The sequence below is a fragment of the Methylorubrum populi genome, assembly GCF_002355515.1.
Classification (GTDB): domain Bacteria; phylum Pseudomonadota; class Alphaproteobacteria; order Rhizobiales; family Beijerinckiaceae; genus Methylobacterium; species Methylobacterium populi_A.
Genome location: NZ_AP014809.1, coordinates 2997082 through 3010444, shown reverse-complemented (window position 1 = coordinate 3010444; position 13363 = coordinate 2997082). Strand labels below are relative to the sequence as shown.

Here is a 13363-nt window from a genome sequence, read left to right as displayed (position 1 = left end):
CCGGCCTTCGGCCAGGACGTACGGCGTGTAAACGAGGTGCGCCCGCAATCGGGAAGACCCCTCCCGATCCCTCGACCGTGCCGCTAACGCCCCCTGCCCCAGGTCGCGCAGGAGGGTTCATCATCGGCCGCTCGTACCGGATCGACGAGCGGTCCTCAGGCCGCGGACACCTTTCGCCGAAGCCCAGCGTGGCCGTCAGGAAGCGGGATGGCGCGCCGTGAGCGATGAGGCGTCGAACCGGAAGCCACCACGCCGTTGCGGTCCCGTGATCCGGGAAGCGGTCTCCCAGGTGGGTGGTCCCATGGCCCGTGCCGGGGGGCCGGTCGGGTGACGCCGTCAGTCCGACGGCCCCGAACCCGGCCACGCGGTCCCGGATCGGGTGATGCGCATCCAGGTTCGGAATGTGCGGGGGCCCCGGGCGTGAGGGGCGCGCCGAGCGAGGTCGCGGTCGGCGAGGCCGGGGTCACCGGCCCCATCGCGGCGCCCCCGGAGCCGGGGCGCCCGGCCCCGGCTCCGGCCGCGTCTCGCTCGGCCAGGAGACTCACCCGGCCTGTACGGGCGTGTAGCCGGCCGACACGACCGCCCTGGCGACGGCGACCGCGTCCGTCGTCCCGCTGACCGTGAGCGTCTTCGTGGCCAAGTCCACGCTCGCCACCGCGCCGGGCAGATCGCGCGCGATGGCGGCGGTGACCGCCCGCACGCAATGGCCGCAGGTCATGCCGTCGACCCGCAGCACGACCGCGTCGGGCCGCGCCGAACCGGAAGCGGAAGCCGGGCGAGCGTTGAAATTGTTCGTGCAGCAGCACATTTGGGAACCTCCTCGGTTGGGATCCCCACGCAAATGGTCGTTCCCATGGTGGGAAGGTCAAGGGCCATCCCTGGCATTCGAACGGATTCTCTGCGGGACCACGAGATCGCCCGCACCGGAAGGCCCGCCTCGAAGGCCCCTTGACCTTCCCATTGTAGGAAGCCCCATCTCCGGAGCCATCGACGTTCGAGGGAGACGAGGATGGCCGCACAAGCGACTGCCGAAGGAGCCAGGGGGAGTGGGACGAGGTTCGAATTTCCGGTCCGGGGAATGAGCTGCGCCTCGTGCGTAGGGCGCGTCGAGACGGCGGTCCGCGCGGTGGCGGGGGTGCAAGCGGCCAACGTGAACCTCGCCACCGGACGCGTCAGCGGCGTCCTGGCCGCGGGCGCGAGCGACATCGCGGTCGCCGACGCGGTTCGCGGGGCGGGCTACGAACCCGTCGAGGTCGTGACGGAGCTGCACGTTTCCGGCATGACCTGCGCGTCCTGCGTCGGCCGTGTCGAGCGGGCGCTCGGCCAGGTCCCGGGCGTTCGTGACGCCACCGTGAACCTCGCCACCCAGCGCGCGTCGGTGCGCCACCTCGGCGGGGCCGGCATGGCCCAACGCATCGTCGCGGCGGTCGCCGCGGCGGGCTACGAGGCCGAGCCGGTGCGCGACGCCGCGGCGGCCGGCGACCGCGAACGGGCGGAGCGGGAGGCGGAGATTGCGGCCTTGCGCCGCTCGGTGCTTCTGGCCGCGCTCGCCACCGCACCGCTGCTCGTCTTCGAGATGGGCGCGCACCTCTCCGGCAGCCTGCACGAGGCCCTGACGAGAACCCTCGGTCAGGGCATGCTCACGCTCCTGTCCCTCGTCTTCGCCAGCCTGATCCAGTTCGGGCCCGGCTTGCGCTTCTACGCGAAGGGCATCCCGGCCCTCCTGCGCGGCGCGCCCGATATGAACAGCCTGGTGATGCTCGGGACCAGCGCGGCCTACGGCTTCTCGGTCGTCGCGGCGCTGGCGCCCTGGCTCCTGCCCGCCGGCACGGCCTACACCTACTTCGAGGCCGGCGCCGTGATCGTGACGCTCATCCTGCTGGGACGATGGTTCGAGGCCAGGGCAAGGGGCCGCACGAGCGACGCGATCCGGCACCTGCTGACGCTCCAGGCGCGGACGGCCCGGGTCGTGCGCGACGGGGTCGAGACGGAGGTCGACGTCGAGGGGGTCCGTCCCGGCGACGTCGTCGCCGTGCGGCCCGGCGAGCGCCTGCCCGTCGACGGTACCGTGCTCGACGGCGCCTCCTACGTCGACGAGGCGATGGTCACGGGCGAGCCCGTCCCCGCGCGCAAGGCAACCGGTGACGAGGTCATCGGCGGCACCGTGAACGGCACCGGCAGCTTCCGCTTCCGGGCCACCAAGGTCGGGTCCGACACGTTGCTGGCGCAGATCGTGCGCACCGTCGAGGCGGCGCAAGGGTCGAAGCTGCCCATCCAGGCCCTCGTCGACCGGGTGACGACTTGGTTCGTGCCCGCCGTGCTCGGCGCCGCGGCCGTCACGCTCGGGATCTGGCTCGCCTTCGGCCCGTCTCCCGCCCTGGCCTTCGCGCTCGCCAACGCGGTCGCGGTGCTGATCATCGCCTGCCCCTGCGCGATGGGCCTCGCGACGCCGACCTCGATCATGGTCGGAACCGGCAAGGCGGCCGAGTTCGGCATCCTGTTCCGACGCGGGGAGGCGCTCCAGGCGCTGCGGGACGCCCGGGTGATCGCGCTCGACAAGACCGGGACGCTGACCAAGGGCACGCCCGAGCTGACCGACATCGCAGTCCTGCCCGGCTTCGACGAGGACACCGTGCTGCGGCTCGTGGCCTCGATGGAGGCGCGCTCGGAACATCCCGTCGCGGCGGCCATCGTCGCGGCCGCGCAGCGGCGCGGGGTCCGACTGGCGGAGGCCGTCGGGTTCGAGGCGATCCCCGGGTTCGGGGCACGCGCCATGGTCGAGGGACGCCGCGTCGAGGCCGGCGCCGACCGCCTCATGCGGCGGCGCGGCCTCGACCTCTCCGCCCTTTCCGGCGCGGCCGAGCGGCTGGCCGACGACGGTCGGACCCCCCTGTACGTTGCCGTGGATGGTGTCCTGGCGGCCCTGGTCGCGGTCGCCGACCCGATCAAGGAGAGCACGCCCGAGGCCATCGCGGCCCTGCGGCGCCTCGATGCGCGGGTGGTGATGGTCACCGGCGACAACCGTCGCACCGCCGAGGCCGTCGCGCGCCGTCTCGGCATCGACGCGGTCGAGGCGGAGGTGCTGCCGACCGACAAGGCCGACGTCGTGCGCCGGCTTCAGGCGGATGGGACCGTTCCCGTGGCCTTCGTCGGCGACGGCATCAACGACGCCCCCGCGCTCGCGCAGGCCGACGTGGGGTTGGCCATCGGCACCGGAACGGACATCGCGGTGGAAAGCGCGGACGTCGTGCTGATGTCCGGCGACCTGCGGAACGTCGCGAACGCCGTCGCGCTGTCGCGGGCGACCATCCGCAACATCCGCCAGAACCTGTTCTGGGCCTTCGCCTACAACGCCGTGCTGATCCCGGTCGCCGCCGGTGCACTCTATCCGGCCTTCGGCATCCTGATGTCGCCGCTGTTCGCGGGCCTCGCCATGGCCTTCTCCAGCGTCAGCGTCGTCCTGAACGCTCTCCGCTTGCGGGCGTTCGCGCCGATGCTCCAGGCCACGAAGGCTGCCGCTTCCTAGGCGGCGGCGCCCCGGGGCCACGGTCGGGGACGGCCCCGGCCGGCGCGGGCTCGACCGCGGCGGCGCCGCGTCCTAGACCCGGAGGCGGTTGCGAAGGCCCGGCCCCGGTCACCCGTCCAGCGGAGGGCAAAGCCATGAACATCGGTGAGGCGGCCAAGGCCTCGGGGGTCTCGGCCAAGATGATCCGCTACTACGAAAGCATCGGCCTGATCCGGCCGGCGGCGCGCTCCGAGGCGGGGTACAGGCTCTACGGTGACGAGGACGTGCACGCGCTCCGCTTCGTGCGGCGCGCCCGCAGCCTGGGCTTTCCCCTGGACGAGGTCGCCGCCCTGCTTGGCCTTTGGCACGACAAGCGGCGGGCCAGTTCCGAGGTGAAGGCCGTGGCAACGCGGCATGTGCGCGACCTCGAAGCGCGCATCGCCGAGATGCAGGCCATGGTCCGGACCCTCAGCCATCTCGCCGAGCATTGCTCGGGCGACGGCCGTCCGGATTGCCCGATCCTCGATGACCTCGCCGGCACCGCGCCCCGGTCCCCCGCGGGTCGTCCCGATAGCCGGCGACGCGCGGAACACGCCTGACGGCATTGACGCGCAGGCGAGGCCGGCAGCCGCCGGACGACGGGGTCGAGCGACCGGGGACGCGGCCTTCGCTTCCCACCACGCCTGGGATCGGCCTGTCGTTGGCCGCTCGCCAGGCCAGCGCAGCCAGACGCGGTGCCGCCGCTTGGGCCCGTCGGGACGGCGTGAGGTCTGACGGGATTCGACCTCTCAGGCCAGGTGCGCCAAGCGGATCGGTCGGCGCGCGCCGGCCGCCGCGGGGCCGGCTGGCACGGCGGATGACGCTGCGCGGCGGGCAGCGCTCGCCCCGTCGCGCTCGGCGGCGGGCATGCCTGACATCGGGGTGACCCATGCCGGCTTGCGGCACGGCCACGATGGGGCGGACGCGGCGCCGGCACGAAGGGCAGCGAGCGCGCGGCTTGGGCCCGCTCGCGAGCGCCGCGCCGGCGAGGTCGCCGCGTTCAGGCGGCCATCTTCCGGCAGCTCTCGGCGCAGCGGCGACACTGTTCGACGCAGGCTTGCATGTCGCCGACCTGCTCGCAGCTGCGGGCGCAGTCCTCGCAGACGTCGGCGCACTCGGCGCAGGTGTGCTTGTGGTGCGCGGTGCCGAGCAGCATGAAGTGCGCCGAGGTCCGGCAGATCTCGGCGCAGGCCAGCATCAGCCGGAAATGCTCGGGCTCGACGTGCTTGCCCCCGGCCGGGAGGCAATGGTTCGAGGCCATGCCGAGGCAGGTCTGGTAGCAGCGCAGGCACTCGTCGATGCAGGCCTGCATGTCCGGGCTCATATGATGCATTTGGCGGCTCGCATTGTTGGGGGGGTGGCTAAGCCTTACTATGAGGAGCGGTCCCCACGCTCAGGCGGAGCTCCGGGGCTCGCGATGTTTCAACATACCCTTTCGGGGTATGGTTCCGGGTTGCGGGCCGTCGCTCGGCCTCCCCACCAGAGGTGCACGGCAACATGTCAGGTTCCGAAGTGGACCACGGGGGCGTCCCGGTCGACCACAAGCAGCAGCTTCCCCGGCTCCGCCGCATCGAGGGTCAGGTGCGGGGCGTGCAGCAGATGATCGAGACCGGGCGCTACTGCGTCGACGTCGCGCATCAGATCGATGCGGTGATTGCGGCGCTCCGGCGTGTGCAGTCCGACATGGTTCGCGACCACATGCACGCGCTGGTGCAATCGTCCCTCGCCGGCAACCTTTCGGAGGCCGAGCGGCAGCGGCTCGCGGATGAGGTCGGCAGCCTCATCGCCCGGATCGTCTGACCTCCGCCAGGCGCCTCGCGCGAGGGCGCCTCGTTCGTGGTCGTCGTCCCCGCCTCCCGGCAAGGGGAAGGCGTCGCACCCGCCGCGGTGGCGGGGTGGCCTGTGCCCCTCGGTCCCGCCGCGGCCCCCGCACCCGCCTCGCTGCTCGGTCTTGGCTGGTCACCTCCGACCTCGCCGCCTCGTTCCTCGTGGGGCCAGCCTTCAGCCCCCTGGCCGCATCGATTGTCGCCTCTCGGCAACACACGGCGAGATCCCGTCCTCCTCCAGGGATTATTGGCACGTTGGCTTTGACGCGCCGGCGCCGGTCCCATTACCCATAGGGGGTATCTTGGGAGGTTCGGATGACCGACACGTCGCGACGGGGCTTTCTCGCACGCGCCGCCGGGGCGTTGGCCGCGACAGCAACCCTGTCGAGCGGCGTCGGTCGGGCATTCGCGCTCGAACAGCGCAACGAGGTCGGCTTCCTCAAGGGGCCCTACAACCTCGCGTTCTTCTACCGGCACAACCAAGCGTACCGCATCGGTGCCGGGATGCACTTCTTCCACTCGAAGCAGCACGACCTGCTGCAACTCACCCGGTTCGAGGACCACGCCGCGGTCGACGCCCGCTTCGACAAGGAAGCGCAGGGATGGCTGCGCGACCCGCCGGCCACCGAGCCGGAGATGCCGTACTACTCGTCCTACGTCGACCGGGCGATGCACACGCTGTTCCGGACCATCGACTGGACGCACATGCATCACGAGCAGACCTACGACGTGATGGCGTTCCGCGAGATCCCATGGGCCGAGAAGAAGGTTTGGACCGACCGCGCGGTCGAATACTACCTCTCCATGCAGACCCCGGGCGTGCCCCGCAGCGTCGCCCCGCTTGAGCTGACGATGCGGCGGGCGGGCATCATGATGAAGCCCTACCTCAACTATTTCCGGAACTTCTACCCGCTCGACCAAAGTCTGTTCTATGTCGCCCACTGGTGGCACCCGGCTGTCTACGAGGCCCAGATGATCGCGGGCAACCGCGACCAGGAGGTCGCCATCCGGGCCGTGCAGGACACCATGTACCGGGACGTCCTCCCGGACCGGCCGGGCCGGATGGTCCTCTCGCGGGAGATCATGCCGCGCTACGCGCGGATGAGTCCCGAGAGCGCGAACATCTTCGACAACCTGCACATGCTGCACGGCATCGCCTACTCGATCCTGGCCTACAAGGGCTGGACGGTCGAGGAGAAGCGGGCCGAGATGTACCGGGTCATCGACGCCATGGGCTACCAGCCCGGCGACGAGGCCTACGCCCGCAAGTTCCGCGAGCCCCAGCCCAGTTACGATCCGCGCACCTACCCGGCCTGGGTGCGCGCGCCTCAGGGCGCCATGGGCATGATCATGATGGACATGCTCATGGAGATGCTGCCGATGATGTACCCGGGCGGCCTCTCGAAGGCGCAACGGGCCGCAGTCATGCGGCAGATGATGATGAACGGCCGGCTCGGGATCGAGCCCGGCGAGGTGCCCGGCTCGCTCCGCGACGCCCTGATGCAGGTCGCCCCCGGCATGCGAATGATGCCGGGCGCCACGGAGCCGGGCCAGGCCCCGGCCATGATGGTCGAGCACATGCTCTCCGCCTGGAAGGCCAAGGCCGCCCATATCCCGGACGTGCCCTCCATCGACATGACCGTCGAGCCGAGCCTCGGCCCGGCCCGCGTCGCCGCCCGCTGAGGAGCCGCCCGATGTCGATGTTCACGCGCGGCGCCCTCGCGGCCCTCTTCGCCCTCTGCGCCGGCCCGGCGCTCGCCGCCGACCACTCCAACCTGGAGGAGGGCCTGCCCATCACCATCGAGGATGCCTATCCGATCAAGGAGAACGGCCTCGAAGTGCAGTCCTACTTCCAGTACAACCGCATCCGGAACGACCCGCGCGGCCTCAGCAGCCTGATGGCCGTGCCGCGGCTGGAATGGGGCGCCTTCAAGAACTTCCAGCTCTCGGTCGAGGCGCCGTACCGCGTCGGGACGGCGAGCGATACGGACCAGGGCGCGTTCCGGGCGCAAGGCTTCTACAACGTCAACCAGGAGGACCTGGTCCTGCCCGCGATGGCGGTCGCCTTCGGCGTCAACACGCCCTACGGGCGGATGGCCGGCGGCATCGAGACCGAGCTCAAGTTCCTGGCCACCAAATCCCTCGGCACGCCCGATCCGGAGGGGCTCTCGCCGTACTCGTACGTGCCGCGCCAGATCCACTTCAACGCGTCCTGGTTCCACAACTACGACCCGATAACCGGACGGGACGCGGAGCGGCGCGACCGTTACCGGGTCGGCGTCGCCTACAGCCAGCCGGTGTCGAACGACGTCGTGTTGGTGGCGGACGTCTACCGCGAGACGGACCGGGAGCGCGGCCGCGCGGTGAACCTCGCCGAGATCGGCGCCCGCTACATCGTGACGCCGCAGACGCTCCTGGTCGGGGCCGTCGGCGTCGGCTTCGGCGGCGACCGCCGGCAGGACTTCCGGGTCACGGCCGGCCTTCAGCACTCGCTGAGTTTCCCCTACTCCTTCGACCCGCCCCGCTGAGAGGCGGGTACCGTTCCCCCGGGCGCGCGGCCTCCCGCGTTCCCGGGCGTGTATCCGCGAGACCGGAGAGTTCGCATGCGCGCGGAACGCCATGCCTGGACATCCAGGAACGCGGGACGAAGGCGCCGCGTCCGGCCAGGGGTTCGGGCGGCCGCGCGGAGAACGTTCCTGCGCATCCTGGTGGCCATCGCGGTCGCGGGGGCGTGCGGCGTCGTCGGCAGGCAGATCCTGACCTCCACGGCCTCGACGGGCCGTTACATGGGCGATCAAGGCCCACGCGGTACCCCGGGGCCGTAGCGGCGGCCGGTCCGGGCCGGCGCATCGAGCGCCACGGGGTTGAGGGGCGATCCGCACCGGAGCGCGACGCGGGGCCCCGGCTGCAGGTCCCGGTGCGTCGATGGACGCTTGCGCAGGGTCGATCCCGTCGGCTGCCGCCGCGGACGCCTCGGATGCGGGCGTCCGCCATGGGTCTCCTTGTCCGCGCGGGCGGGACGGGCGGCTCGCGGGGCGGGCGAGCGCGTGGCTCCGGCGCCCGAGCGGGCGGGACGCAGGTACCGGACCCGTGCGGGGGCGCTATGTCGCGCGTCCCGGATTCGGCCCGGGGCGTGCGCGGCGCTGTCCGGGTCGGCGCCGCGTGATAGGGTCCGGCCGGTCGACCAAGACGAGACAGGACCCAGCCATGACCGATCCGGTCTTCCGACCCGACATCCAGGATGCGCTGCTGCGGCTGCTGTTCGACAAGCACCGGATCAACCTGCTCAAGGTGCCACGGGAGGACCTGCAGCCCGGCCAAGCGCTCCTGCTGGCGGGGAGCGGTGCGGTGCCGGACGCGTTCGGGCCCGTCGCGCTCCACAACCTCGTGCCTGGCCTGGTTCTTCCGGAGGTGGCGCGCGACGCGCGCCTCGCGGACGTCGACGCCACGTTCTCGGACAGCCAGGAGGGCCGGGTCGAGGGGGGTATCTTCGCGTCCTTCCTGGAGCGGTTCTGGCCCGGCGCGACCCTGCCGAGCATCTCGGCCAAGGCGGAGGCGAGCGGCGGGCGCAAGTTGTTCCTGCGGTTCTCCAAGGCCACGCGCGACGGCATCGACTTCGCCGCGCTCGGCCGGGCGCTGGGGCCGAACGCCCCGGACCTTTCCTTCGTCGAAGGCGCCGAGGCCGTGCGGATCTTCGCCGTCGTGGACGTGTACCGCTGCCCGGAGATCGAGATGTCCTGGACGGACGACAAGGGCCGCGTGATCGACGCCGAGGCGGTGGTGGCGGAGGCGGCCAAGCTCGGCCTGGGCCACAAGGTGCGCAAGGAGGCGGGCGGGCTGGTCAAGGTGGCCGGGGACACGGCCCTGGCCTTCGGCGTCCGCCTGATGGAGCTCGTGCGCCGCGACGACGGACCCGGGTTGCGGCTGCGCCTCGCCCATACCAGGATCGACGTCCTCGGCGGCGGGCCGCGGGACGGCGGCACCGCCGAGGCGGATGCGCGGGATTACAGGCTGCTGGCCGACCCCTGGGCCGGAGGGTTGGGCATCGGGATCAGGCCGCCGGCGTAGGCCGCCGGCCAGCTCGCGGACCCGGGCAGGGCGGGCGGGTCGCGCGTGATGGCGAGCCGCGACAGAGAAAGGAAGCGGCGCTCGATCCGCCGACCGTCCACCACGACGTCGAGGATCGCGCTGTCCCCGACGCTGTGGTCGTTCCCGAAACAGACGACCGCCTCGCGCACCGTTCCCGCCGGCTTCTCGCCGCGGGCGATCACGCGCCGCGACCCGGGGTCGATCCCTGGACCGGAGACGTTGACCTCGACATGCGCCGCGACCGGGATGCCCTGCCCGAGCCGCACCGTCGCGTTGCCGGACGGCAGGTCGAGCCGGTCCCTCAGGGAAACCGTCGCTCGGTAATGCGCGAGGCCGTCCGGGCCGGTGCCGCGTGCGGCGTCGGCCCGAAGGGCCACCTCGGCGAAGTGGCGACGTCCGGTGCGCGCGAAATACCGGGTCAAGGCATCGGCCACGGCATCCGGCGTGGCCCCGCCCGCCGGGACGCCCGTGACGGTCGCCAGGGCGAGCGCCGAGGCGGCGCGCAGACGTGCGTCCGGTGCGGTCAGGAGCGGTTCGAGGGACCTCTCCACTTCCCGGCGCTCCCGTTCCGCCACGTCGGACCAGGACCTTGTCGCCACCTCCCGCAGCGTCTCGACGGCCTGCCCGGGCCCACCCCACCGGAGGCTCGCGAGGAGGTCGGGAACGGCGGCACCCGCCAACCTGCCACGCTCCGCCGGTCCGGACCGGTCGACGCTCCGCCAAGCCATCTCGCCGAAGGGCCCGTCGCCTGGCTCCACCGAGACGATCAGCACGGGCTGCAGGACCTGGCGGTGGCCCCGCATCCGCCGGGAGTTCTGGCGCCGCCGCTTCTTGAACGAGACTGTCTTCGGTCCCCGCTTCTCGGGCAGCAGTTCCGCGATGACCCGCGCGTTCGGCACGTTCGGGCTGCCGACGACGGTGCCCTCGCCCGAGCCGAGCATGAGGATGTCGTCGAACGCGTGGAAGCGGCGTCCGTCCGCGTCGCGGACCGTGGCCGCCAGGTAGTCCGAGCGGGCGACGTTCAGCCGGTCGCCGGTGCGGACGACGTACTGCTTCCCGCCGGTCCGCAGGACGGCCCACACCGCGGGCTCGGCTGCCGCCGTCTCGGTGCCGCCCCTCTTATGCCGCTCCATGCAGAGCTTCCCCGCGCGCCGTGGCGACCTCGCCCTCGATGGCCCCGGGCAGGGCGAAATCGTCCAGGGCATGGAAGGAATAGCAGAGGCTGGCGACGGACCCGTCCCGGTGGAGGCTGTCGCGTCGCGCTTGATGCAGGCTCTCCGCGACCGTCAGGCGCTCGCCGCGCATCCCGGGCGCGCGGGAGAATGCGTGCCGGTAGAACCGGCGCGCGAATTCGGTGGCGAAGCGTTCGTTGACGAGGCAGTGGGTCGCGATCACGCCGCCCGCCTGCATGAGGTGCAGGTTGTCCGGGAAGTTGCTGTCGGCGATGACCCCGGGGGCCGCCGATGCGCAGATGTTCAGGAACACGAGGGGCTCCCCGACCAAGGGACGGGCCTCCTTCTGGTGCGGGCTGAAGAAGTCGGGCCGGACCTCCAGCCCGTTGTCGAGCACGAAGTAGTGCTGGCCCGCGAAGCTTTCCATGTGGCTGGTGACGTGCCAGACCGACCTGAGCTGGCCCAGCGCGCGGAACAGGGACGCGAGGTCGGCCACGGCCATCGGCTCCCTGTCCAGGCCGAGCAGGGGCGTGTCCTCCCGCGTCGTGCAGGCGGCGCCGAGGTCCTCGAAGACGGCGAAGATGCTGGCCTCGTCGCGTCGGGACACGGAGGTGACGCGCGTGGACCCGAGCAGGCCGACGGATGGCGCGGCGTCGTCCGCCTCCCTCTCTTCCTTGTCAGGCCTCGGCGCGTGGATCAGCGGGGCCCGGCTGCCGAGGAAGCGCTCGACGTCGAACCCCGAGCCCGCGCGCCCGTAGTGCAGGGCGTCGAGCGGGATCCCGGCCAGGTCGCTGTCGAACGTGATCGACCTGAGGTTCGGGTGATCGAGGTAGAAGTCCAGGTCGGCACGGACCTTGGCCCCCTTCTCGGGATCCGTGTGGCGGAAGAGGTTGCCGAAGAGGCTCACGGCGGCGTTCTGGAAGGATTGCAGCCTCGCTGCCGACGCCGGGTCCTGGGCCTCGGGTGCCCAGGTGCGCCCGGCGAACTCGGCCAGGCCCTCGGCGAACGCGCGGACGGCGTCGGCCAGCGCACCGCGCAGCGGGCCTCCGTGGAAGCGCAGGCTGTCGAGCTGCCCCGCCCCGAAGACGCTGACCTCGGTCCTCGCGGGCGAGTGGTCGCTCGTGGACGTGGCGATGCGCATTCGGAACGCGCCGGCTGCGATCTCATCCCGCTTTCGGCGACCGCCATGCCGACGAGCCATCCTGACCGTTGTCCTCGTAAACCTCGACCGTTCTCTGGATCTTCGAAACGATGCGGTCGCGAGTCAAGAACGTGAATCGAAGCGCGTGCCTCCCGCCTTCCCGAGCGGTCGCCTTGAAGGTCAGCGGGTGCCCTACCCTGCCCTGCTTGACCCCGGGCGAGACCACGACGCCGTTGCCATCGGCGAACACGGTCACCGTCTCGGCAGCGCGCTCACGGCTCGCGATGCCCAGGAGCTGGTGGACCTCGCCGTCGAGGATGGCCGAGACGGCGACGCTCGCCCCCTTGCCGAGCCGCACGGCGGTCGTCGCCGTCCCCGTGGCCGGCGGCCCGAAGACGACCTGACCGCGCAGGGCGTCGGGTCGCGTACCCGGCAGGAGACGCCGGAGCGTCGGCCGATGCAGCGGGACGAAGCAGAGCGCCTCGCGGCGCTCGCGCGCGCCCCGCCCGGCCGCCGCGGGAACGGCCCCCCGCGTCAGCGCCAACGGCGGCAGCGGAACGGCCATCAGGCGGTGAACGCCCAGGCCGAGGCGCGGCAGGCACAGCGCATCGGCTTGCCGCGGCGGAAGCAGGGCGGGCAGATCCATCTGCCTCATGCGGAAGAGCTGGCTTTCCAACAGGGACAGGTATCGTTCGGCCACCTCGCCCCATCCGAGCTGCCGCCCGGCGGCGAAATGCTGCGCGGCGCGCCGGAGATGCCGTTTCGCCCGCTCCAGGCGCGCCTCGGAGCCGTTCCCCGCCTCCGCAAGCTGCCGGCCGCGCTCGAAGTGAAGCAGGCCGTCGACGAGCCGCGCGTCCCGCGCGCCTCGGAAGGCCACGCCGTCGGGGGCCGGTCGATCCGGGTGGCGGCCCAAGGTCCCGTCGCGCAGGTCGCCGTGCAGCGCCGACCAACCGAGCGGCGGACCGGGCCTGATATCGAACGCGATGCAGGCGTTGGCCTCCGGCGACGGGCGGAACGTCGCCAGCGACGTGTCCCGCAGAAGCTTGGACCAGTGGGCGAGGCCGCGGGCCCGGAAGCCGGTGGGCAGCGCGGGCAGCAGCCAGGGTGGCCCGAGGCAGATCAGCTCGTCGCGCGACCGATCCGGCAGCAGGACCAAATCGTCGTCGCCGACGATGGCGTACCCGGTCGACGCATCCGCTATGAGGTGGCGGCGGTCGGACAGGGTCAGCGCGACGCCGACGTCGTCGCCGCCCCGGTCGAAGGCCAGCCAGCACCGCACCACCGGCGGGCGGCCGCCCGCGACCGGCGAGGCCGCGAACAGGTCCGCCTGCGAGGTCTCGTCGAACGCCGTGGTCGACCAAGCCTCCATGGGCGCCTCCGACCGCCTCCGGCGCGGCTCCGCCGTCTCGGTAACCGCGATGCGCCGCGCGGGTATCCGGCCCTGCGACGGCGGCGGCGAACGTGACGGACGTTCGCCGAATCGAGCGTACCGCGGGGAATCTTAAGCGGCCGTGTCGCCTACCGCCAAGGTCGCGGCGCGGCGTCCGCCGGATCGCCCGCGGCGCGGGCTAGGGCGGCCCGCTTCCCGCCC

11 protein-coding genes are annotated in these 13363 nt (G+C 72.1%); 6 read left to right on the top strand and 5 right to left on the bottom strand.

What is annotated here, in order from left to right; translation table 11 throughout:
* Window positions 1-541: 541 nt before the first annotated feature.
* Window positions 542-808, bottom strand: coding sequence for a heavy-metal-associated domain-containing protein (locus MPPM_RS13770; protein ID WP_063110963.1), 267 nt, complete (start codon window positions 806-808; stop codon window positions 542-544).
* A 201-nt stretch (window positions 809-1009) separates the two neighbouring features.
* Between MPPM_RS13770 and MPPM_RS13765 the strand changes: the two genes are divergently transcribed.
* Both MPPM_RS13765 and cueR read left to right on the top strand, forming a co-directional pair.
* Window positions 1010-3526 carry a heavy metal translocating P-type ATPase gene (locus tag MPPM_RS13765; protein WP_063110964.1) on the top strand — a complete coding sequence of 839 codons (2517 nt, stop codon included), beginning with the start codon at window positions 1010-1012 and terminating at the stop codon, window positions 3524-3526.
* Window positions 3527-3660: 134 nt separating this feature from the next.
* Window positions 3661-4104, top strand: coding sequence for a Cu(I)-responsive transcriptional regulator (gene cueR, locus MPPM_RS13760; RefSeq protein WP_063110965.1), 444 nt, complete (start codon window positions 3661-3663; stop codon window positions 4102-4104).
* A 440-nt stretch (window positions 4105-4544) separates the two neighbouring features.
* On the opposite strand, the gene MPPM_RS13755 is transcribed toward cueR, so the two are convergent.
* Window positions 4545-4877, bottom strand: coding sequence for a four-helix bundle copper-binding protein (locus MPPM_RS13755; protein WP_063110966.1), 333 nt, complete (start codon window positions 4875-4877; stop codon window positions 4545-4547).
* 164 nt (window positions 4878-5041) lie between these two features.
* On the opposite strand from MPPM_RS13755, the gene MPPM_RS13750 reads away from it, so the two are divergent.
* The 4 genes from MPPM_RS13750 (at window position 5042) to MPPM_RS13730 (ending at window position 9438) form a co-directional block, all read left to right on the top strand.
* Entirely contained in the window at window positions 5042-5344 is a 303-nt protein-coding gene (locus MPPM_RS13750; protein ID WP_012454418.1) for a metal-sensitive transcriptional regulator, read from the top strand.
* A 341-nt stretch (window positions 5345-5685) separates the two neighbouring features.
* Entirely contained in the window at window positions 5686-7053 is a 1368-nt protein-coding gene (locus MPPM_RS13745) for a hypothetical protein (RefSeq protein ID WP_063110967.1), read from the top strand.
* Between the two features lie 11 nt (window positions 7054-7064).
* Window positions 7065-7898, top strand: coding sequence for a hypothetical protein (locus MPPM_RS13740; RefSeq protein ID WP_063110968.1), 834 nt, complete (start codon window positions 7065-7067; stop codon window positions 7896-7898).
* 679 nt (window positions 7899-8577) lie between these two features.
* The gene (locus MPPM_RS13730) at window positions 8578-9438 is read left to right on the top strand and encodes a hypothetical protein (RefSeq protein ID WP_063110969.1); all 861 of its coding nucleotides are present in this window, start codon (window positions 8578-8580) and stop codon (window positions 9436-9438) included.
* On the opposite strand, the gene rplU is transcribed toward MPPM_RS13730, so the two are convergent.
* The 3 genes from rplU to MPPM_RS13715 are packed head-to-tail and all read right to left on the bottom strand — an operon-like array spanning window position 9375 to window position 13141.
* Complete coding sequence (rplU, locus tag MPPM_RS13725; RefSeq protein WP_063110970.1) at window positions 9375-10592, bottom strand: 50S ribosomal protein L21; 1218 nt, start codon at window positions 10590-10592, stop codon at window positions 9375-9377. The two genes, MPPM_RS13730 and rplU, sit on opposite strands and share 64 nt — an antisense overlap.
* Window positions 10579-11772: a CHAT domain-containing protein gene (locus tag MPPM_RS13720; RefSeq protein ID WP_063110971.1), complete on the bottom strand. Its 1194-nt coding sequence runs from the start codon at window positions 11770-11772 to the stop codon at window positions 10579-10581. Before MPPM_RS13720 ends, rplU begins: the two co-directional genes overlap by 14 nt.
* 22 nt (window positions 11773-11794) lie before the next feature.
* Window positions 11795-13141, bottom strand: a complete 1347-nt coding sequence (locus MPPM_RS13715) for a hypothetical protein (RefSeq protein ID WP_063110972.1) — start codon at window positions 13139-13141, stop codon at window positions 11795-11797.
* Window positions 13142-13363 lie beyond the last annotated feature (222 nt).

Coding starts and splice junctions, on each gene's coding strand:
- MPPM_RS13770 (WP_063110963.1), bottom strand. CDS start 808: ATGTGCTGCTGCACGAACAATTTCAACGCTCGCCCGGCTTCCGCTTCC.
- MPPM_RS13765 (WP_063110964.1), top strand. CDS start 1,010: ATGGCCGCACAAGCGACTGCCGAAGGAGCCAGGGGGAGTGGGACGAGG.
- cueR (WP_063110965.1), top strand. CDS start 3,661: ATGAACATCGGTGAGGCGGCCAAGGCCTCGGGGGTCTCGGCCAAGATG.
- MPPM_RS13755 (WP_063110966.1), bottom strand. CDS start 4,877: ATGCATCATATGAGCCCGGACATGCAGGCCTGCATCGACGAGTGCCTG.
- MPPM_RS13750 (WP_012454418.1), top strand. CDS start 5,042: ATGTCAGGTTCCGAAGTGGACCACGGGGGCGTCCCGGTCGACCACAAG.
- MPPM_RS13745 (WP_063110967.1), top strand. CDS start 5,686: ATGACCGACACGTCGCGACGGGGCTTTCTCGCACGCGCCGCCGGGGCG.
- MPPM_RS13740 (WP_063110968.1), top strand. CDS start 7,065: ATGTCGATGTTCACGCGCGGCGCCCTCGCGGCCCTCTTCGCCCTCTGC.
- MPPM_RS13730 (WP_063110969.1), top strand. CDS start 8,578: ATGACCGATCCGGTCTTCCGACCCGACATCCAGGATGCGCTGCTGCGG.
- rplU (WP_063110970.1), bottom strand. CDS start 10,592: ATGGAGCGGCATAAGAGGGGCGGCACCGAGACGGCGGCAGCCGAGCCC.
- MPPM_RS13720 (WP_063110971.1), bottom strand. CDS start 11,772: ATGCGCATCGCCACGTCCACGAGCGACCACTCGCCCGCGAGGACCGAG.
- MPPM_RS13715 (WP_063110972.1), bottom strand. CDS start 13,141: ATGGAGGCTTGGTCGACCACGGCGTTCGACGAGACCTCGCAGGCGGAC.